Source organism: Streptococcus sp. V869 (assembly GCF_054353515.1).
Genome location: NZ_JBTHHW010000001.1, coordinates 184,477 through 203,451 on the forward strand (window position 1 = coordinate 184,477; position 18,975 = coordinate 203,451).

At 39.2% G+C, this 18,975-nt stretch carries 15 protein-coding genes, 1 tRNA gene and 1 other annotated feature; of the genes, 14 read left to right on the plus strand and 2 right to left on the minus strand.

Annotation, left to right across the window (positions count from 1 at the left end):
* The first annotated feature begins 4 nt into the window (after positions 1-4).
* From gyrB to pyk, 11 genes are all read left to right on the plus strand, one after another.
* Entirely contained in the window at positions 5-1,951 is a 1,947-nt protein-coding gene (gene gyrB, locus ACXYSN_RS00935) for a DNA topoisomerase (ATP-hydrolyzing) subunit B (protein ID WP_458635839.1), read from the plus strand.
* Positions 1,952-2,031: 80 nt separating this feature from the next.
* Complete coding sequence (gene ezrA, locus ACXYSN_RS00940; protein WP_441348005.1) at positions 2,032-3,759, plus strand: septation ring formation regulator EzrA; 1,728 nt, start codon at positions 2,032-2,034, stop codon at positions 3,757-3,759.
* Between the two features lie 115 nt (positions 3,760-3,874).
* Complete coding sequence (gene pgdA, locus ACXYSN_RS00945) at positions 3,875-5,269, plus strand: peptidoglycan-N-acetylglucosamine deacetylase PgdA (protein WP_006149840.1); 1,395 nt, start codon at positions 3,875-3,877, stop codon at positions 5,267-5,269.
* Positions 5,270-5,376: 107 nt separating this feature from the next.
* Positions 5,377-5,507, plus strand: a sequence feature (ribosomal protein L20 leader region).
* Between the two features lie 15 nt (positions 5,508-5,522).
* Positions 5,523-6,053, plus strand: a complete 531-nt coding sequence (gene infC / locus ACXYSN_RS00950) for a translation initiation factor IF-3 (RefSeq protein WP_006149857.1) — start codon at positions 5,523-5,525, stop codon at positions 6,051-6,053.
* Positions 6,054-6,086: 33 nt separating this feature from the next.
* Positions 6,087-6,287, plus strand: coding sequence for a 50S ribosomal protein L35 (rpmI, locus tag ACXYSN_RS00955; protein ID WP_001125942.1), 201 nt, complete (start codon positions 6,087-6,089; stop codon positions 6,285-6,287).
* Positions 6,288-6,336: 49 nt separating this feature from the next.
* Positions 6,337-6,696: a 50S ribosomal protein L20 gene (gene rplT, locus ACXYSN_RS00960; RefSeq protein ID WP_000124834.1), complete on the plus strand. Its 360-nt coding sequence runs from the start codon at positions 6,337-6,339 to the stop codon at positions 6,694-6,696.
* Between the two features lie 56 nt (positions 6,697-6,752).
* Positions 6,753-7,133, plus strand: a complete 381-nt coding sequence (gene gloA, locus ACXYSN_RS00965) for a lactoylglutathione lyase (RefSeq protein WP_045615477.1) — start codon at positions 6,753-6,755, stop codon at positions 7,131-7,133.
* Between the two features lie 209 nt (positions 7,134-7,342).
* Entirely contained in the window at positions 7,343-7,777 is a 435-nt protein-coding gene (locus tag ACXYSN_RS00970) for a hypothetical protein (protein ID WP_458624731.1), read from the plus strand.
* A 157-nt stretch (positions 7,778-7,934) separates the two neighbouring features.
* Entirely contained in the window at positions 7,935-11,036 is a 3,102-nt protein-coding gene (locus ACXYSN_RS00975; RefSeq protein ID WP_458635840.1) for a DNA polymerase III subunit alpha, read from the plus strand.
* Positions 11,037-11,117: 81 nt separating this feature from the next.
* Positions 11,118-12,125, plus strand: coding sequence for a 6-phosphofructokinase (gene pfkA, locus ACXYSN_RS00980; RefSeq protein ID WP_458635841.1), 1,008 nt, complete (start codon positions 11,118-11,120; stop codon positions 12,123-12,125).
* A 66-nt stretch (positions 12,126-12,191) separates the two neighbouring features.
* A complete protein-coding gene (gene pyk / locus ACXYSN_RS00985; RefSeq protein WP_458635842.1) occupies positions 12,192-13,697 on the plus strand; it encodes a pyruvate kinase in 1,506 nt (501 codons plus the stop codon).
* 295 nt (positions 13,698-13,992) lie between these two features.
* Here the strand turns inward: pyk and ACXYSN_RS00990 are convergent.
* Both ACXYSN_RS00990 and ACXYSN_RS00995 read right to left on the minus strand, forming a co-directional pair.
* Positions 13,993-14,065: transfer RNA gene (locus tag ACXYSN_RS00990), tRNA-Thr, on the minus strand.
* 118 nt (positions 14,066-14,183) lie between these two features.
* Positions 14,184-14,933, minus strand: a complete 750-nt coding sequence (locus ACXYSN_RS00995) for a lysophospholipid acyltransferase family protein (protein WP_458635843.1) — start codon at positions 14,931-14,933, stop codon at positions 14,184-14,186.
* Between the two features lie 131 nt (positions 14,934-15,064).
* Between ACXYSN_RS00995 and ACXYSN_RS01000 the strand changes: the two genes are divergently transcribed.
* From ACXYSN_RS01000 to ACXYSN_RS01010, 3 genes are all read left to right on the plus strand, one after another.
* Entirely contained in the window at positions 15,065-17,401 is a 2,337-nt protein-coding gene (locus tag ACXYSN_RS01000; RefSeq protein ID WP_458635844.1) for a cation-translocating P-type ATPase, read from the plus strand.
* A 102-nt stretch (positions 17,402-17,503) separates the two neighbouring features.
* Positions 17,504-18,181 carry a tRNA (adenine(22)-N(1))-methyltransferase gene (locus ACXYSN_RS01005; RefSeq protein WP_458635845.1) on the plus strand — a complete coding sequence of 226 codons (678 nt, stop codon included), beginning with the start codon at positions 17,504-17,506 and terminating at the stop codon, positions 18,179-18,181.
* Positions 18,168-18,965: a Nif3-like dinuclear metal center hexameric protein gene (locus ACXYSN_RS01010; RefSeq protein ID WP_458635846.1), complete on the plus strand. Its 798-nt coding sequence runs from the start codon at positions 18,168-18,170 to the stop codon at positions 18,963-18,965. Before ACXYSN_RS01005 ends, ACXYSN_RS01010 begins: the two co-directional genes overlap by 14 nt.
* The last annotated feature ends 10 nt before the right edge of the window (positions 18,966-18,975 follow it).

Sequence of the window (18,975 nt, forward strand, 5' to 3'; positions counted from 1 at the left end):
AAACATGACAGAAGATATTAAAAACCAACAGGCACAAGATTATGATGCCAGTCAAATTCAAGTTTTGGAAGGTCTGGAAGCTGTTCGTATGCGTCCAGGTATGTACATCGGTTCAACTTCGAAGGAAGGTCTTCACCACCTAGTCTGGGAAATCGTAGATAACTCTATCGACGAAGCCTTGGCTGGATTCGCTAGTCATATCGAAGTTTTTATTGAGCCAGATGATTCAATTACAGTTATTGACGATGGTCGTGGGATTCCAGTTGATATCCAGGAAAAAACAGGTCGTCCTGCCGTTGAAACAGTCTTTACTGTTCTTCACGCCGGAGGTAAATTCGGCGGTGGCGGATACAAGGTATCTGGTGGTCTCCACGGTGTAGGTTCATCCGTTGTAAATGCTCTTTCAACTCAGTTGGATGTTCGCGTTCACAAAAACGGAAAAATTTATTACCAAGAATACCGTCGTGGACATGTTGTGGCTGACCTAGAGGTAATTGGGGATACAGATAAAACAGGAACAATCGTTCACTTTACTCCAGACCCAGAAATTTTCACAGAGACAACAACATTTGACTTTGACAAATTAAATAAACGGATTCAAGAGTTAGCCTTCTTGAATCGTGGTCTTCAAATCTCTATCACTGACAAACGTGAAGGACTAGAGCAGACTAAGCATTATCACTATGAAGGTGGGATTGCGAGCTACGTTGAGTACCTCAACGAAAATAAGGATGTTATCTTTGATACACCAATCTACACAGATGGTGAAATGGATGATATTACAGTGGAAGTAGCCATGCAGTACACAACGGGTTACCACGAGAATGTCATGAGTTTCGCCAACAATATTCATACCCATGAAGGTGGAACACATGAACAAGGTTTCCGTACAGCCTTAACTCGTGTTATCAATGACTATGCTCGTAAAAACAAACTTCTAAAAGATAACGAAGATAACCTAACAGGTGAGGATGTCCGTGAAGGATTGACAGCCGTTATCTCTGTGAAGCATCCAAACCCTCAGTTTGAAGGGCAAACGAAAACTAAACTTGGGAATAGTGAAGTTGTCAAGATTACCAACCGCTTGTTCAGTGATGCATTTTCTGACTTCCTTTTGGAAAATCCACAGATTGCTAAGCGCATCGTAGAAAAAGGTATCCTAGCAGCTAAGGCTCGTGTGGCAGCAAAACGTGCACGAGAAGTGACTCGTAAGAAATCAGGTTTAGAAATTTCAAATCTACCAGGGAAACTAGCTGACTGTTCATCAAATAATCCAGCTGAAACGGAACTCTTTATCGTCGAAGGAGACTCAGCGGGAGGTTCTGCAAAATCAGGACGTGACCGTGAATTTCAAGCTATCTTGCCTATTCGTGGGAAAATCCTTAACGTTGAAAAGGCAAGTATGGATAAAATCCTTGCTAATGAAGAAATTCGTAGTCTCTTCACAGCAATGGGAACAGGATTTGGTGCAGAATTTGATGTCAGCAAGGCTCGATACCAAAAACTGGTTATTATGACGGATGCCGATGTCGATGGAGCTCACATTCGTACCCTCTTGTTAACTCTGATTTATCGCTATATGAAACCTGTTTTAGAGGCAGGCTATGTTTATATCGCTCAACCACCTATTTACGGTGTTAAAGTTGGTAGTGAGATTAAAGAATATATTCAGCCAGGTGTAGACCAAGAAACTCGCTTGCAAGAAGCTTTGGCTCGCTACAGTGAAGGTCGTTCAAAACCAACCATTCAACGTTATAAAGGTCTTGGAGAAATGGATGACCACCAACTTTGGGAAACTACTATGAATCCTGAACATCGCCTTATGGCCCGTGTATCAGTGGATGACGCTGCTGAAGCAGATAAAATTTTTGATATGCTTATGGGTGATCGAGTAGAACCACGTCGTGAATTTATCGAAGAAAACGCTGTGTACAGTACTCTTGACGTTTAAAAAAATTAGGAAATAGTTCCCAAGGCTTTAAAAATATGATATAATCATTACAATTGTGTCAAGTATAAAAGGAGTTAGATATGACAGATAATCAGTTGATTATTACCTTGATTGGAATCGCGGTTCTGCTTCTTATTGCCTTTGCAGTAGCAATTTTGCTTCGTAAACGTAATGAGAGTAGACTTGCAGCTTTAGAAGAAAGAAAAGAAGAACTATATAATCTCCCCGTTAATGATGAGGTAGAGGTTGTTAAAAACATGCATCTGATTGGTCAAAGTCAGGTTGCTTTTAGAGAATGGAACCAAAAATGGGTTGATTTATCTCTTAACTCATTTGCGGATATTGAGAATAACCTCTTTGAAGCTGAAGGTTACAATAGCTCATTCCGTTTCTTGAAAGCTAAACACCAAATTGATCAAATTGAGAGTCAAATCGAACTTGTTGAAGAGGATATTGCAGCAATTCGCAACGCCTTGTCAGATTTGGAAAAACAAGAATCAAAAAATAGCGGACGCGTATTGCATGCCTTAGACTTGTTTGAAAAACTACAAAATACTGTAGCCGAAGATTCTGAAAAATATGGTCAAGCTCTTCCAGAAATTGAAAAACAATTGGAGAATATCCAATCTGAGTTTTCTCAATTTGTAACCTTGAACTCTTCAGGTGACCCAGTTGAAGCAGCAGGTATTTTGGATAACGCAGAAAATCATATTCTTGCGTTGACACATATCGTTGAAAGAATTCCAGCGATTGTGGCTAAACTTACTACTGAGTTGCCAGATCAACTTGAAGATTTAGAAGCAGGATATCGTAAACTCTTAGATGAGAACTACCATTTTGTAGAAACTGATATCGAATCACGACTTCAACTTCTATATGAAGCCTTGAAAAACAATCACGAAAATATTCGCAAATTAGAATTGGATAACGCAGAGTATGAAAATACTCAAATCCAAGAAGAAATCAATGCGCTTTATGATATTTTCACTCGTGAAATTAACGCTCATAAAGCTTTCGAGAAATTGGTAACAACCCTACCTACATATCTTCAACACTTGAAAGAAAACAATCAAGTCTTGGTTAAAGATATCGAACGTCTTGGTAAAACTTACTTGATTTCAGAAAGCGATGTGAATCGAGTTCGTCGCCTTCAAGCAGATATTTCTGCCTTGAATACTACAATTGAAGAATTGACAAACGACCAATCAGAAGTTTCAGAAGCATACTCTGTCTTGCAAGAACGTTTAGAAAGTCTCCAATCTACATTAAAAGATATTGAAGATGACCAAATCGGTGTCAGCGAACGCCTTGTTCAGATTGAAAAGGATGACATCAATGCTCGTCAAAAAGCAAATGTATACGTCAACCGTCTACATACCATTAAACGCTATATGGAGAAGAGAAATCTTCCAGGGATTCCACAAAAATTCTTGAAGCTCTTCTTTGATGCAAGTCACAGTACAGAAGACTTAATGGCTGAGTTGGAACAAGCACAAGTGAATATCGAATCTGTCAATCGTATTCTTGAGATTGCGACAAATGATATGAATATGTTGGAAGAAGAAACATACAGTATTGTTCAAAATGCAACATTGACAGAACAATTGCTTCAATATTCTAACCGTTACAGATCATTTGATGATCGTATTCAACAAGCTTTCCAAGAAGCTTTGAATATCTTTGAAACGACCTTTGATTACCAAGCATCTTTCGAAAAAATCTCTCAAGCATTAGAAGTTGCTGAGCCAGGAGTAACCAACCGTTTTGTTACTTCTTATGAGAAAACAAGAGAAAGTATTCGCTTCTAATTTTAAAAAGAACCCTAGAATGTGCCAGGGTTCTTTTACTTTTCCTTTCCTATTAAAAATGACTTTCTTCTGTGTTTTCATTGAAATTATAGCTCTGATTTGATATGATAAAACTATGACAAAAAAGAGATTACCCCAGAATAAAGTAAAGAAGAAAAATAATAAAAAGCTTGGCACTCTTGTCTTGCTTTTATTTATAACAATGTTAGCACTTGGCAGTGTAATTACCTATAAAGTGATGAGTAAACATGCTTTCGAACAAAAGATTGAAAGTCTCAAGAAGGAAAAAGATGAAGTCTACTCACAAGGCACTCAAAAGGAACATTTTCGCAAGGAAAAATCAGAGATTATCACCTATTATCCAATGGTTGGAGATAGTGTTATCTCCTCTGTTAAGAATGAGATTGTAAAGGATATCACTGACAAAGTAGAAGGAAAAGAACAGTTGATTTTTTATTACCCAGAAAAAGGGGACTCATCTTTAACTGGGGTTGAAAATCGATTGATTAAAAAGCAAGCTTTTAATTTGGTAAATTCGAATGTTGTCGAATTAGAAAATACCACACTCAGTCAGCTTTATCTAAAAGAAGATGGTTCTGTCTTTACTCTGGACCAACTTTTCACAGATACAAGCAAAGCTAAGGAAAAATTACTCGAAGATCTTAAGTCTACTCTTCAGGATAAACAAGTTGAGCAATCAGTGGTTGATCAAGTTTCAGCTGATTTATCAGCGGCAGAATTATCAACTTGGAAGTTTGCCTATAAAGATAGCCAATTGGTTCTTTATCCAGTCAAAGCAACTAACAATATAGAAGAAATAGCAATGCCTATTTCAAATTTCTTTGATTTTATTCAAACATCATATCTAACAGAAAAAGATGCTGAACTTTATAAAAAAGTTCAAGAGGAAAAACATAAAAAAGTTGTAGCTCTCACCTTCGACGATGGTCCAAATGCAACAACAACACCACAAGCTTTAGATATTCTAGCCAAGTACAAGATAAAAGCTACTTTCTTTGTACAAGGCCAAAATATTAGTGGGAATGAAGCTCTTCTAAAAAGGATGAAATCTGAGGGGCACGAGGTCGGAAATCACAGTTGGAACCACCCAGTTCTAACCAAGCTATCATTGGAAGATGCTAAGAAGCAAATTACGGATACAGAATCAGCAATTACTAGTGTACTTGGAACAAGTTCAAAATTGATGCGACCTCCATATGGTGCTGTTTCAGATGATATCCGCAACAGCCTGGATTTGAGCTTTATTATGTGGGATGTTGATAGTTTGGACTGGAAGAGCAAGAATGAGGCTGCTATTTTAACTGAGATTCAACGTCAAGCGACAAATGGATCTATCATCCTCATGCATGATATCCATCAAACATCCGTTAACTCATTGCCAAAAGTTATTGAGTATCTGCAAGGACAAGGATATAGCTTTGTTACAGTATCTGAATTGCTAGGTAACCATGTGAAACCACATGAGATTTACTATTCACGGAATCAGTAGAGTCAATACCTAAGGATCTGACTTGAATCAAAATTCCATTGAGAAAAAATAAAAAAGATAAATTTTTATCTTGACAAGTAGGGGAAAACTTGATATCATATACAAGATGAGAAAAGCAGAAGTGAGAACTTCTCGCCTTGCGACTAACGTTGTCTGGCCCCTACAGATCAAGTTTCAGGAATGAAATATAATCATGTAGTGCGGATTTGCGTTAGCAAGTCCGCTCTTGTTTTTCTCTAAACTAAAAAAAGAGGTGAAAACCATAGCAAAGCAAGACTTATTCATCAATGATGAAATTCGTGTACGCGAAGTTCGCTTAATCGGTCTTGAAGGTGAGCAATTGGGTATCAAACCACTAAGCGAAGCGCAAGCACTTGCGGATGAAGCTAACGTGGACTTGGTTCTCATTCAGCCTCAAGCTAAACCTCCTGTTGCGAAAATTATGGACTACGGTAAGTTCAAATTTGAGTACCAGAAGAAACAAAAAGAACAACGCAAAAAACAAAGCGTTGTGACCGTGAAAGAAGTTCGTTTGAGCCCAGTTATCGACAAGGGTGACTTCGAAACTAAACTTCGCAATGCTCGTAAGTTCCTTGAAAAAGGAAACAAAGTAAAGGTATCTATTCGCTTTAAGGGACGTATGATTACCCATAAAGAAATTGGTGCAAAAGTTTTAGCAGACTTCGCTGAAGCAACTCAAGATATTGCTATCATCGAACAACGTGCTAAAATGGATGGTCGTCAAATGTTCATGCAGTTGGCACCAGCAACTGACAAGAAATAATCTGTCAGAAAGTTAAAAAAAGGAGAAAATATCATGCCAAAACAAAAAACACACCGCGCATCAGCTAAACGTTTCAAACGTACAGGTTCTGGTGGACTTAAACGTTTCCGTGCTTACACTTCTCACCGTTTCCACGGAAAAACTAAGAAACAACGTCGTCATCTTCGTAAAGCATCTATGGTGCATTCAGGAGATTTCAAACGTATCAAAGCAATGCTTACTCGCTTGAAATAATCGCGTATTTGTAAGTAAAGAATTCTAGGAAATATTGGAGGAAATATAAATGGCACGTGTTAAAGGTGGCGTTGTATCACGCAAACGTCGTAAACGTATTCTTAAATTAGCTAAAGGTTACTATGGAGCTAAACACATCTTGTTCCGTACTGCAAAAGAACAAGTAATGAACTCTTACTACTATGCATACCGTGACCGTCGTCAAAAGAAACGTGACTTCCGCAAATTGTGGATCACACGTATCAATGCGGCAGCTCGTATGAACGGACTTTCATACTCACAATTGATGCATGGTTTGAAATTGGCTGAGATCGAAGTTAACCGTAAAATGCTTGCTGACTTGGCTGTTAACGACGCAGCAGCTTTCACAGCTCTTGCAGATGCAGCTAAAGCAAAACTTGGTAAATAATTATTCATAAGACTGGTGCAAGTTTGTTCCAGTCTTTTTTTAACAAAGGAGAAAAAATGGCTTCAAAAATGTTACATACTTGCTTGCGAGTAGAAAATCTTGAAAAATCAATTGCTTTTTACCAAGATGCTTTTGGATTTAAGGAATTGCGTCGTAAGGATTTTCCAGACTATGCTTTTACGATTGTTTATCTAGGTCTTGACGGTGATGACTATGAATTGGAGTTGACTTACAACTATGATCATGGGCCTTATGTTGTAGGTGACGGCTTTGCTCACATCGCTCTAAGTACACCTGACCTTGAAGCTCTTCACAAAGAACATAGCGAAAAAGGTTATGAAGTAACGGAACCTAAAGGGCTTCCAGGTACTCAACCAAACTATTACTTTATCAAAGATCCAGATGGATACAAGGTAGAAGTGATTCGTGAAAAATAATAAAAACTCCTCATTTGTCAAATTGAGCGAGACAATTTCACCTGTCTCAGAAAAACTTGATAGGGAGTAGTGTAGATCATTTATGTTAGTTTCTTTCAGACAAATGTGAGCGTTTATCTGAGACTAATATAGATGGCTTTTTCTATCTAGCTTAATTTGACAAATTGGGATATAATAAAAATAACTTAACAAATTAGTGGGAGAAAAAGATGTCAGACCAAAAACCAAATGTAGAGCTAAACAAAGAAGAAGATAAACTAATTGTAGAAAATAATTCGGTGGAAGATATGCAGAATGGTCCAAAAGCAGTCAAGAAACCCTCGATTCTTCTATCTTTCTCATTTTATTTGGCTCTTACCTATATTCTTCTATTTATATCTATTGCTTTAGTTGCTGGTCCATGGGGAATTGTATTCTTGATTTTTCTAGGTCCTAATTTAATTGCTTACGCTATAGCAACTGTCTTAACACAGATAGGAATCAAGAAAGTAAATAAAACTGTCTTGTATACAAGTGCAGGATTTTATTTGCTTTCAGGACTTTTGGCATTCGACCCGGATTGGCAGATTTTTAGGATTTTTCCTTTTCTCTCCCTAGTTCTAGTTTTAATCGGTATATTTTTAACGAAAGATACAAGTAATTAAATTAAAAAAGCTAGGCGCAACTCTTCTTCGAACTTATTTCATATCATAAAACCATAGCCTTTAAGGCTGTGGTTTTTTAGTTTGATAAGAACAAAAGTATCTGTTTTTCTATTTTTTAAATGGTATAATAGAGAAAGAATAAGGGAGGTGAGAAAGAATGATTGCCCAACTGGATACCAAAACTGTCTATAGTTTCATGGAGAGCATGGTTTCGATTAAGAGATATGTCAGTCAAGGGAAGGAATATGGTTATTCATCACTTGGAATCATGGATGAAGACAATCTCTATGGAGCCTATTATTTTATCAAAGAATGCCAGAAACAGGAGATTCAGCCTTTATTAGGTCTTGAGATGACTGTTCATCATCAAGATGAATGGATCAATCTACGTTTTCTAGCCCTGTCAAATCGTGGCTATCGAAACCTGATGAAGCTGTCGTCTCTAAAGATGACAGGTAAAAAAGATTGGACTGACTTTTCTCCTTACCTGGAGGATATCTGTGTCATTGTTCCCTATTATCCTGAGATTGTTGGCTTAGATTTGGGATATGACTACTATATCGGGGTTTATCCAGATACACCTCAATCGAATTTTTCTCACCCCATCCTCCCGCTTTATCGTGTTAATTCTTTCGAACCTGAGGATTTGGAAGCCCTACAGATGCTTAAAGCGATTAAGGAAAACGTGACCTTGAGGGAGGTTGATGTTCAATCTCAACAGGGCTTGTTTTTGCCTGCTGACCGTTTAGAACAGGTTTTTCAAGAGAAGTTTCCACAAGCACTCGAAAACCTAGCAAGATTGACCAAGGGGACTTCCTACGAGATTGATAGTAGTCTCAAGCTTCCTCGTTTTAATCCGGAGAGACCAGCTGTTGAGGAATTAAGGGAGAGAGCTGTTAAGGGCTTGGAGCAAAAAGGCTTGCTAGATTTTGTCTATCAGAATCGTTTAGAAGAAGAGCTATCTGTGATTCATGATATGGGATTCGATGACTATTTTTTAGTTGTCTGGGACCTATTGCGTTTTGGTCGGTCTCAGGGATATTACATGGGAATGGGACGTGGTTCTGCGGTAGGAAGTTTAGTAGCTTACGCTTTAGATATTACAGGGATTGATCCTGTAGCTAAGAATCTCATCTTTGAGCGTTTCTTGAATCGTGAACGTTACACCATGCCAGATATCGATATTGATATCCCTGATATCTATCGCCCTGAATTTATTCGTTATGTTCGTGACCGTTATGGTAGTATCCACGCTGCGCAGATTGTCACTTACTCGACCTTTGGTGCTAAGCAGGCCATCCGAGATATTTTTAAACGGTATGGTGTCCCTGAGTACGAATTGACGGCCATTACCAAAAAGATAGGAACCAAAGATACCTTAACATCTGCCTATGAAGGTAATCTAGGATTTAGACAACTGATTCAAAGTAAGATTGAGTATCAAAAAGCTTTTAAAATTGCCAAAAAGATAGAAGGCTATCCTCGACAAACTTCCATCCACGCTGCTGGAGTTGTAATCAGTGATAAAAATCTAACAGATTATATCCCTCTTAAGTATGGTGAGGACATGCTGATTACCCAGTATGATGCGCATGGAGTTGAAGGAAATGGCTTGCTCAAGATGGACTTCTTGGGTCTTCGAAACCTAACCTTCGCTCAAAAAATGCAGGAGCTCTTATATGAAACTCAAGGAGTTCCACTAAGAATAGAGGACATAAACCTTGAGGATAAAGAAACTTTAGCCCTCTTTGCAGCTGGCAAAACTAAGGGAATCTTTCAGTTTGAACAACCTGGTGCCATTCGCTTATTAAAGCGCGTGAAACCAGAAAGCTTTGAAGAAGTAGTGGCGACGACTTCCCTCAACAGACCGGGAGCAAGTGACTATATTGATAACTTTGTGGCCCGAAAACACGGAAAAGAAAAGGTAACAGTTCTGGACCCTGTGCTAGAAGATATCTTAGCTCCGACTTATGGTATTATGCTCTACCAAGAGCAGGTGATGCAAGTAGCTCAACGTTATGCTGGTTTTAGTCTTGGGAAGGCCGATATTTTACGTCGTGCCATGGGGAAAAAGAACGTAGCTGAGATGCACCGAATGGAAGAAAGTTTCATCCAAGGTGCACTCGAAAAAGGACATAGCAAAGAACAGGCGCAAGAAGTTTTTGCCGTAATGGAAAAATTTGCTGGTTACGGCTTCAACCGTTCGCATGCTTATGCTTATGCAGCTTTAGCTTTTCAGCTTGCCTACTTTAAAACACATTACCCTGCTATCTTTTATCAGGTCATGCTCAATTATGCGAGTGGAGATTATATTCTCGATGCGCTTGAAATGGGCTTTGAACTGACTCCGCTTTCGATTAATACAGTTCCATATCAAGATAAGTTGACGGCTAAGACAGTTTATTTGGGGCTTAAAAGCATTAAGGGAATGCCTCGTGACTTTGCTTATTGGATAATCGAGAATCGTCCTTTTAGCAGTGTCGAAGATTTTGTCACACGACTCCCCAAAAATTATCAGAAACTAAGCCTCCTAACTCCTTTAGTAGAAGTTGGCCTCTTTGATGGATTTGATAAAAATCGGCAAAAGATTTTAGCAAATCTACCAACTCTATTTATTTTTGTAGAAGAGTTAGGTAGCCTCTTTGCTGATTCTAGCTATAGCTGGACAGATACAGAGGATTTCTCTAATATTGAAAAATTCAAAAAAGAACAAGAATGGTTAGGAGTTGGAGTTAGTCAACATCCATTGTTGGTCTTAGCAAAGAATCCCTTGTATCCAATTGTGAGTTTGGCTGAACTTTCTGAAGGACAGACAGCCACAGTGCTTGTTGAGGTTCAATCTATCCGAGTGATTCGAACTAAAAAAGGTGAAAATATGGCCTTTTTGAAAGTAAGTGATAGTAAGACAAATTTGGAAGTTACTGTTTTTTCTGATCAGTATCGCCAATTTAAAAATCTCTTACATGAAGGAAGATTTTACTACCTAAATGGAAAAGTACAGGCAAGAGATGGTCGTCTTCAATTAGTGTTAAATAATCTAAAAGAAGCAGTGAGTGAACGTTTTTGGATTCAAGTTGCTAATCATAACCATGATTCTGAAATTTATCATATTTTAGAGCAATACAAGGGACAAATTCCTGTCGTTATTCGCTATGAGGATGAACAAAAAAATGTCCTTTTGCCAGGTTATTTTGTAGCAAAAGACGCAAGCTTACAAGAATCTTTAAGTCAAATGACAATGAAAACGATTTATCGTTAAAAATCAATGAAAATAAAAGAATTTTAACTTTAAATATGGTATAATCAGTTAGAATGTTAAAAGAAAAAGGAGCAAAACCAAATGAAACGTATTGCTGTTTTGACTAGTGGTGGAGACGCCCCTGGCATGAATGCTGCTATCCGTGCAGTTGTTCGTCAAGCAGTCTCAGAAGGAATGGAAGTATTTGGTATCTATGATGGATACGCTGGTATGGTTGCTGGTGAGATTTATCCACTTGATGCTGCTTCAGTGGGAGACATCATTTCACGTGGTGGTACTTTCCTTCACTCTGCTCGTTACCCTGAGTTTGCACAACTTGAAGGTCAACTAAAAGGGATTGAGCAGTTGAAAAAACATGGTATCGAAGGTGTCGTAGTTATCGGTGGTGATGGTTCTTATCATGGAGCTATGCGCTTGACTGAGCATGGATTCCCTGCTATTGGACTTCCAGGTACAATCGATAACGATATCGTAGGTACTGACTTCACAATCGGATTTGATACTGCAGTTATGACTGCAATGGACGCGATCGATAAGATTCGTGATACCTCATCAAGTCACCGTCGTACTTTCGTCGTTGAGGTAATGGGACGTAACGCTGGAGATATCGCTCTTTGGGCAGGTATCGCGACTGGTGCTGACGAAATCATTATCCCTGAAGAAGGTTTCAAATTTGAAGATATCGTAGCAAGCATCAAAGCTGGTTATGAACACGGTAAAAAACACAACATTATCGTTTTGGCAGAAGGTGTTATGTCAGCGGCTGAATTTGGTCAAAAACTAAAAGAAGCTGGAGATACAAGCGACCTTCGTGTAACTGAACTTGGTCACATCCAACGTGGTGGATCTCCAACTGCTCGTGACCGTGTATTGGCGTCACGCATGGGTGCACACGCTGTTAAACTCCTTAAACAAGGAATCGGTGGTGTCGCTGTTGGTATCCGTAACGAGAAAATGGTTGAAAATCCAATTCTTGGTACAGCAGAAGAAGGAGCATTGTTTAGCTTAACAGCTGATGGTAAGATTGTTGTCAATAACCCTCACAAAGCTGATATTGAGCTTTCTGACTTGAACAAGAGCTTGTCATAATCAATTTTCATAAATCTGGTAAGATGACCATAAAAGGTCGAATTATATAAAGGAGTCACAAAAATCATGAACAAACGTGTAAAAATAGTTGCAACTTTGGGTCCTGCGGTAGAAATCCGTGGTGGTAAAAAATTCGGTGATGACGGATACTGGGGTGAAAAACTTGACGTTGAAGCTTCAGCTAAAAACATTGCTCAATTGATTGAAGCAGGAGCTAACACTTTCCGTTTCAACTTCTCACACGGTGACCACCAAGAACAAGGTGACCGTATGGCAACTGTTAAACTCGCAGAAAAACTTGCAGGTAAAAAAGTTGGTTTCCTTCTTGATACTAAAGGACCAGAAATCCGTACTGAATTGTTCGAAGGCGATGCAAAAGAGTATTCATACAAAACTGGTGAAAAAATCCGTGTTGCAACTAAACAAGGAATCAAATCAACACGTGAAGTGATTGCTTTGAACGTTGCTGGAGCTCTTGACATCTATGATGACGTTGAAGTTGGTCGCCAAGTATTGGTTGACGATGGTAAACTTGGTCTTCGTGTTGTAGAAAAAGACGATGCAACTCGTGAATTTGTAGTTGAAGTTGAAAACGACGGTGTGATCGCTAAACAAAAAGGTGTAAACATCCCTAACACAAAAATTCCTTTCCCAGCTCTTGCTGAACGTGATAACGCTGATATCCGCTTCGGTCTTGAACAAGGTATCAACTTCATCGCGATTTCATTCGTACGTACTGCAAAAGACGTGAACGAAGTTCGTGCTATCTGTGAAGAAACTGGTAACGGTCATGTTCAATTGTTCGCTAAGATCGAAAACCAACAAGGTATCGATAACTTGGACGAAATCATTGAAGCTGCTGACGGTATCATGATCGCTCGTGGTGACATGGGTATCGAAGTACCATTCGAAATGGTTCCAGTTTACCAAAAAATGATCATCACTAAAGTAAACGCTGCTGGTAAAGTTGTTATCACTGCAACAAACATGCTTGAAACAATGACTGAAAAACCACGTGCAACTCGTTCAGAAGTATCAGACGTATTTAATGCTGTTATCGACGGAACTGACGCTACTATGCTTTCAGGTGAGTCTGCAAATGGTAAATACCCACTTGAGTCTGTTCGTACAATGGCTACAATCGACAAGAACGCTCAAACTCTTCTTAACGAATACGGACGTTTGAACTCAGATACATTTGAACGTAACTCTAAGACAGAAGTTATGGCTTCAGCAGTTAAAGATGCTACAAACTCAATGGACATCAAATTGGTTGTAACTCTTACTAAGACTGGTCACACAGCACGTTTGATTTCTAAATACCGTCCAAATGCTGATATCTTGGCATTGACATTTGACGAATTGACAGAACGTGGATTGATGTTGAACTGGGGTGTTATCCCAATGTTGACAGAAACTCCATCATCAACTGATGACATGTTTGAAATTGCTGAACGTAAAGCAGTTGAAGCAGGTCTTGTACAATCTGGTGACGATATCGTTATCGTAGCAGGTGTGCCACTTGGTGAAGCAGTTCGTACAAACACTATGCGTATCCGTACTGTACGTTAATCAAAAAATAAAAACCTATCACATCAAGCGTTCGCGCTTGGGTGATAGGCTTTTTTTTCTATCTGAACTATAAAAGATTTTAAAAAAAGCTTTCTGGAAAACCAGAAAGCATGAGAGGCATCTCCATGTGAGAAACCGGTTCACACAATTTCTCAAGGTCCGCTCCTGCGTTAATGACCTCCTTTGCGCAATTGTAGCTCTCGCTACATATCGACTCATCGCAGATTATATTTTACTATAAGGGCAATAGTTTGTCAAGAAAAAAACAGTTCCTAAAAAAGGAACTGATAAATGATGCTAATTGCCGGGATCGAACCGGCGACCTCATCCTTACCATGGATGCGCTCTGCCTACTGAGCTAAATCAGCTTACCAAAAGAGTATACTACAGATTCAAATTTTTGTCAATATTGGCTTAGATTTACAAGAAATTGACTGATACTATGATAAAAAGCTTAAGGTTGATAAACCTTAAGCCTCAATCAGTTTATTGTAGTTTTTCTCGTTTTTTGTCTGGATTCCAAACAAAACTTGCTACAAAGGTAAAGAGAATTGTCAGAATTCCGATAATAATTGCGAGAAGTAGTGCAGGGATACGGATGAACCACCAGAGTGGATTTGGTTTTTTGTTATTGTGCCATTGTTTTGTTTCTTCATCTAGACGCTGGAATTCAGATTGGATACGGTCTGCAACCATCTCAATTCCTTCATCATTCATCTTTTTAATATCTGAGATATCAATAGGATTTCCGAAGTTCATATCAATACGTTCACGGCTGACAAGCCCTTTTAGAGTCATAGGACCAGTATAGGTAACAGGCATGATGCGAACCTTGGCCATCTTTGCAATGAGAGCTACACCACCCTTAACATCATTGGAATGACGACTACCGCTTGGAAACATAATCAGTGAACGATTACTTTTTTTAAGAACATTGATTGGATACTTGATGGCAGAAGAATTTGGATTTTCTCGGTCAATCGGGAAGGCGCCACACATGCGAATCCACCAACCAAAGATACGATTTGAAAAGAGTTCTTTTTTGGCCATAAAGACAAATTGTTTCGGTTTTGTTGCAAAAGCCATGTAGACTGGATCCCACCAAGTACGGTGTGGGGCAACAAGGATATAGTTCTCATCTAAACTTGGAATTTTTTCAGTATTGTGAAAGTGAGCATTTCCATTGATCGACCATAAAATCAACATAACTAGCCCACGTAGATAAGTATAAAACATGGTGTCTCCTTCAGTTTTCTTTCTTTTATTATACCCTATCATAGTAGGACAGGCAAATGTTTTTTGTAAAGGCTGAAAAGCTCTTTATTTGAAATTAGAATTATTCAAAAAAAAATGATATGATAGAATTTATGGATAAAAATAAAATTATGGGCTTAAGCCAATCAGAAGTTAAAGATCGTCAGAAACAGGGACAGGTCAATGATTTCAAAGCTTCAGCTAGTACGAGTACCTGGCAGATTGTAAAGCGAAATGTCTTTACTTTATTCAATGCATTAAACTTTGCCATCGCCTTAGCACTCGCTTTTGTTCAAGCATGGAGTAACTTGGTCTTCTTTGCGGTTATCTGTTTTAATGCTTTTTCAGGAATTGTAACTGAATTACGTGCCAAGCATATGGTTGATAAACTCAATCTCTTGAATAAAGAAAAGATTACGACTATTCGTGATGGACAGGAGATTGCTTTAGACCCAGAAGAGCTTGTTTTGGATGATGTGATTCGCTTGTCTGCAGGGGATCAGATTCCAAGTGATGCAGTTGTATTAGAAGGCTTTGCTGAAGTCAATGAGGCCATGTTAACAGGTGAGAGTGACTTGGTTCAAAAAGAAGTAGAAGACTTGATGCTGTCAGGAAGTTTTCTTGCAAGTGGGTCTGTCTTAGCACAGGTTCATCATGTTGGAGCAGACAACTATGCTGCTAAACTCATGCTTGAAGCTAAGACCGTTAAACCAATCAATTCCCGTATCATGAAATCACTTGATCAACTTGCAGGATTTACTGGGAAAATCATCATTCCATTTGGAATTGCCCTCTTGCTTGAAGCTTTGGTCTTAAAAGGTTTACCCCTTAAATCTTCTGTAGTGAATTCCTCTACAGCTCTTTTGGGGATGTTGCCTAAGGGAATCGCACTTTTGACCATTACCTCTCTCTTAACTGCTGTCATTAAGCTAGGTTTGAAAAAGGTCTTGGTGCAGGAGATGTATTCTGTTGAAACCCTTGCACGCGTGGATATGCTTTGTTTGGATAAAACAGGTACCATCACTCAAGGGAAGATGCAGGTTGAGACTGTTCTTCCTCTGACCCAGGCTTATGACAAGGATGCTATTGCAAAAATACTAACCAGCTATATGGCACACAGTGAGGATAAAAATCCAACTGCTCAAGCTATTCGAAAGCGTTTTGCGGGAGAGGTAGCCTATCCGATGATTTCTAGTCTTCCATTTTCTAGTGATCGAAAATGGGGAGCGATGGAATTGGAAGGTATCGGAACTGTTTTCCTAGGTGCACCTGAGATGTTGTTGGATGCTGAAGTTCCTGAAGCTAGGGAAGCTCTTGAACGAGGGTCTCGTGTCTTAGTTTTGGCTCTAAGTCAAGAAAAACTTGACCACCACAAACCGCAGAAACCATCGGATATGCGAGCCTTGGCTCTGCTTGAGATTCTAGATCCTATCCGAGAAGGGGCTGCTGAAACTTTAGACTATCTACGTTCTCAGGAAGTAGGGTTGAAAATTATATCTGGTGATAATCCAGTTACCGTTTCAAGTATTGCTCAAAAAGCAGGTTTTGCAGATTATCATAGCTATGTAGATTGTTCAAAAATCACGGACGAGGAATTGATTGCTATAGCTGAGGAGACAGCGATTTTTGGACGTGTCTCGCCTCATCAAAAGAAACTGATTATCCAAACTCTGAAAAAAGCAGGTCATACTACTGCCATGACAGGAGATGGTGTCAATGATATCCTTGCTCTCCGCGAGGCAGATTGTTCCATCGTGATGGCTGAAGGAGATCCAGCGACTCGTCAGATTGCAAATCTGGTTCTCTTGAACTCAGACTTTAATGATGTTCCTGAGATACTCTTTGAGGGTCGTCGTGTAGTTAATAATATTGCTCACATTGCTCCAATTTTCTTGATTAAGACCATCTATTCATTCTTATTGGCAATCATCTGTATTGCAAGTGCATTGTTAGGTCGTACTGAATGGATTTTGATTTTCCCGTTTATCCCGATTCAGATTACCATGATTGACCAGTTTGTGGAAGGTTTCCCGCCGTTCGTATTGACCTTTGAACGAAATATCAAACCTGTGGAACAAAACTTCCTCAGAAAGTCCATGCTTCGTGCTTTACCAAGTGCCTTGATGGTAGTCTTTAGCGTTCTATTTATTAAAATTTTTGGAACAAGTCAAGGCTGGTCAGCCATTGAAATTTCGACTCTTCTGTATTATCTACTAGCATCGATTGGTTTTATGTCAGTAGTTAGAGCTTGCTTGCCATTTAGTCTGTGGCGTATTCTCTTGATTATTTGGTCAGTTGGTGGCTTCCTTGGAACAGCTCTATTCCCAAAAATTCAAAAATTGCTTGAAATTTCAACACTTACAGGACAAACATTACCTGTCTATGGCATTATGATGGTCATATTTGCTGTCATTTTCATCCTGACAAGTCGTTATCAAGCTAGAATATAAAGAAAAGGCTGCAATCCTTGATTGCGGTCTTTTTTAGGTACAGGATTGCTAGATAAAATATGGTATAATAAAGGGAAATAGACTTTTGGAAAGTGAGAGAAGATGATTTCAAAGAGATTAGAAACGGTAGCTTCTTTTGTTCCGCAAGGAGCCGTTTTACTTGATGTTGGGAGCGACCATGCTTATCTACCGATTGAATTGGTTGAAAAAGGTCACATCAAGCGTGCTATTGCAGGAGAAGTTGTAGAAGGGCCCTATCAATCTGCAGTTACAAATGTTGAAAGTCATGGTTTGACTGAGAAAATTCAGGTTCGTTTAGCCAATGGTTTAGCAGCTTTCGAAGAAAGTGACCAGGTCTCTGTCATCACTATTGCTGGAATGGGTGGTCGTTTGATTGCTACGATTTTGGAAGAGGGATTAGGTAAACTAGCCAATGTTGAGCGTTTGATTCTTCAACCGAATAACCGTGAAGACGAGTTGCGTTCTTGGCTACAAGAGCATGGTTTTCAAATCATAGCAGAAAGTATCCTAGAAGAAGCTGGGAAATTCTATGAGATCATAGTTGCAGAAGCTGGCGAAATGAAGCTATCAGCCACTGATGTTCGGTTTGGCCCCTTCTTGTCCAAAGAAGGCAGTCCAGCCTTCATCCAAAAATGGCAAAAAGAAGCTGCTAAGCTTGAGTTTGCCCTTAGTCAAATTCCAGAAAAAAATCAAGAAGAACGTCAGGTTCTAGCAGATAAAATTCAAGCCATTAAGGAGGTGCTCCATGAAAGCAAGTGAAGTGATTAAGCGTTATGAAGCCTATTGCCCGCAAGAATTTTCTATGGAAGGTGATAGTCGTGGTCTGCAAATTGGCACTCTAGATAAGGATATCCAAAAAGTCATGGTTGCTCTTGATATCCGTGAAGAGACAGTCGCTGAAGCTATTGAAATGGGTGTTGATTTGATTATCGTTAAGCACGCCCCTATCTTTCGTCCAATCAAGGACTTGGTAGCTAGCCGTCCTCAAAATCAGATTTATATTGATCTTATCAAGTATGATATCGCGGTCTATGTCAGTCATACTAATATTGATATTGTTGAAAATGGTCTCAATGACTGGTTCTGCCAGATGCTAGGCATTGAGGCGACAACTTATCTACAGGAAACAGGTCCTGAACGTGGGATTGGCCGTATTGGAACTATTAGGCCTCAAACATTTAAGGAATTTGCTGACTATGTTAAGGAAGTCTTTGGTCTAGATAGTCTCCGTATGGTATATTATAAAGAGAGCGATTTGCAAAAAACCATCTCAAGAGTGGCTATCTGTGGTGGAAGTGGTCAATCATTCTATCCTGATGCTTTAGCAAAAGGAGCGGATGTCTACATTACTGGAGACATATACTACCACACTGCCCAAGATATCCTGTCAGATGGTTTGTTAGCTCTAGATCCGGGACACTATATCGAAGTGCTTTTTGTCGAAAGAATCGCAGAGCTCTTGAACGAATGGAAGAAAGAGAATGCTTGGTCTCTCGAAATTATCGCAAGTCAAGCTTCTACCAATCCATTCCATCATATCTAGTTAGAAAGTA

Coding starts and splice junctions, on each gene's coding strand:
- gyrB (WP_458635839.1), top strand. CDS start 5: ATGACAGAAGATATTAAAAACCAACAGGCACAAGATTATGATGCCAGT.
- ezrA (WP_441348005.1), top strand. CDS start 2,032: ATGACAGATAATCAGTTGATTATTACCTTGATTGGAATCGCGGTTCTG.
- pgdA (WP_006149840.1), top strand. CDS start 3,875: ATGACAAAAAAGAGATTACCCCAGAATAAAGTAAAGAAGAAAAATAAT.
- rpmI (WP_001125942.1), top strand. CDS start 6,087: ATGCCAAAACAAAAAACACACCGCGCATCAGCTAAACGTTTCAAACGT.
- rplT (WP_000124834.1), top strand. CDS start 6,337: ATGGCACGTGTTAAAGGTGGCGTTGTATCACGCAAACGTCGTAAACGT.
- gloA (WP_045615477.1), top strand. CDS start 6,753: ATGGCTTCAAAAATGTTACATACTTGCTTGCGAGTAGAAAATCTTGAA.
- ACXYSN_RS00970 (WP_458624731.1), top strand. CDS start 7,343: ATGTCAGACCAAAAACCAAATGTAGAGCTAAACAAAGAAGAAGATAAA.
- ACXYSN_RS00975 (WP_458635840.1), top strand. CDS start 7,935: ATGATTGCCCAACTGGATACCAAAACTGTCTATAGTTTCATGGAGAGC.
- pfkA (WP_458635841.1), top strand. CDS start 11,118: ATGAAACGTATTGCTGTTTTGACTAGTGGTGGAGACGCCCCTGGCATG.
- pyk (WP_458635842.1), top strand. CDS start 12,192: ATGAACAAACGTGTAAAAATAGTTGCAACTTTGGGTCCTGCGGTAGAA.
- ACXYSN_RS00995 (WP_458635843.1), bottom strand. CDS start 14,933: ATGTTTTATACTTATCTACGTGGGCTAGTTATGTTGATTTTATGGTCG.
- ACXYSN_RS01000 (WP_458635844.1), top strand. CDS start 15,065: ATGGATAAAAATAAAATTATGGGCTTAAGCCAATCAGAAGTTAAAGAT.
- ACXYSN_RS01005 (WP_458635845.1), top strand. CDS start 17,504: ATGATTTCAAAGAGATTAGAAACGGTAGCTTCTTTTGTTCCGCAAGGA.
- ACXYSN_RS01010 (WP_458635846.1), top strand. CDS start 18,168: ATGAAAGCAAGTGAAGTGATTAAGCGTTATGAAGCCTATTGCCCGCAA.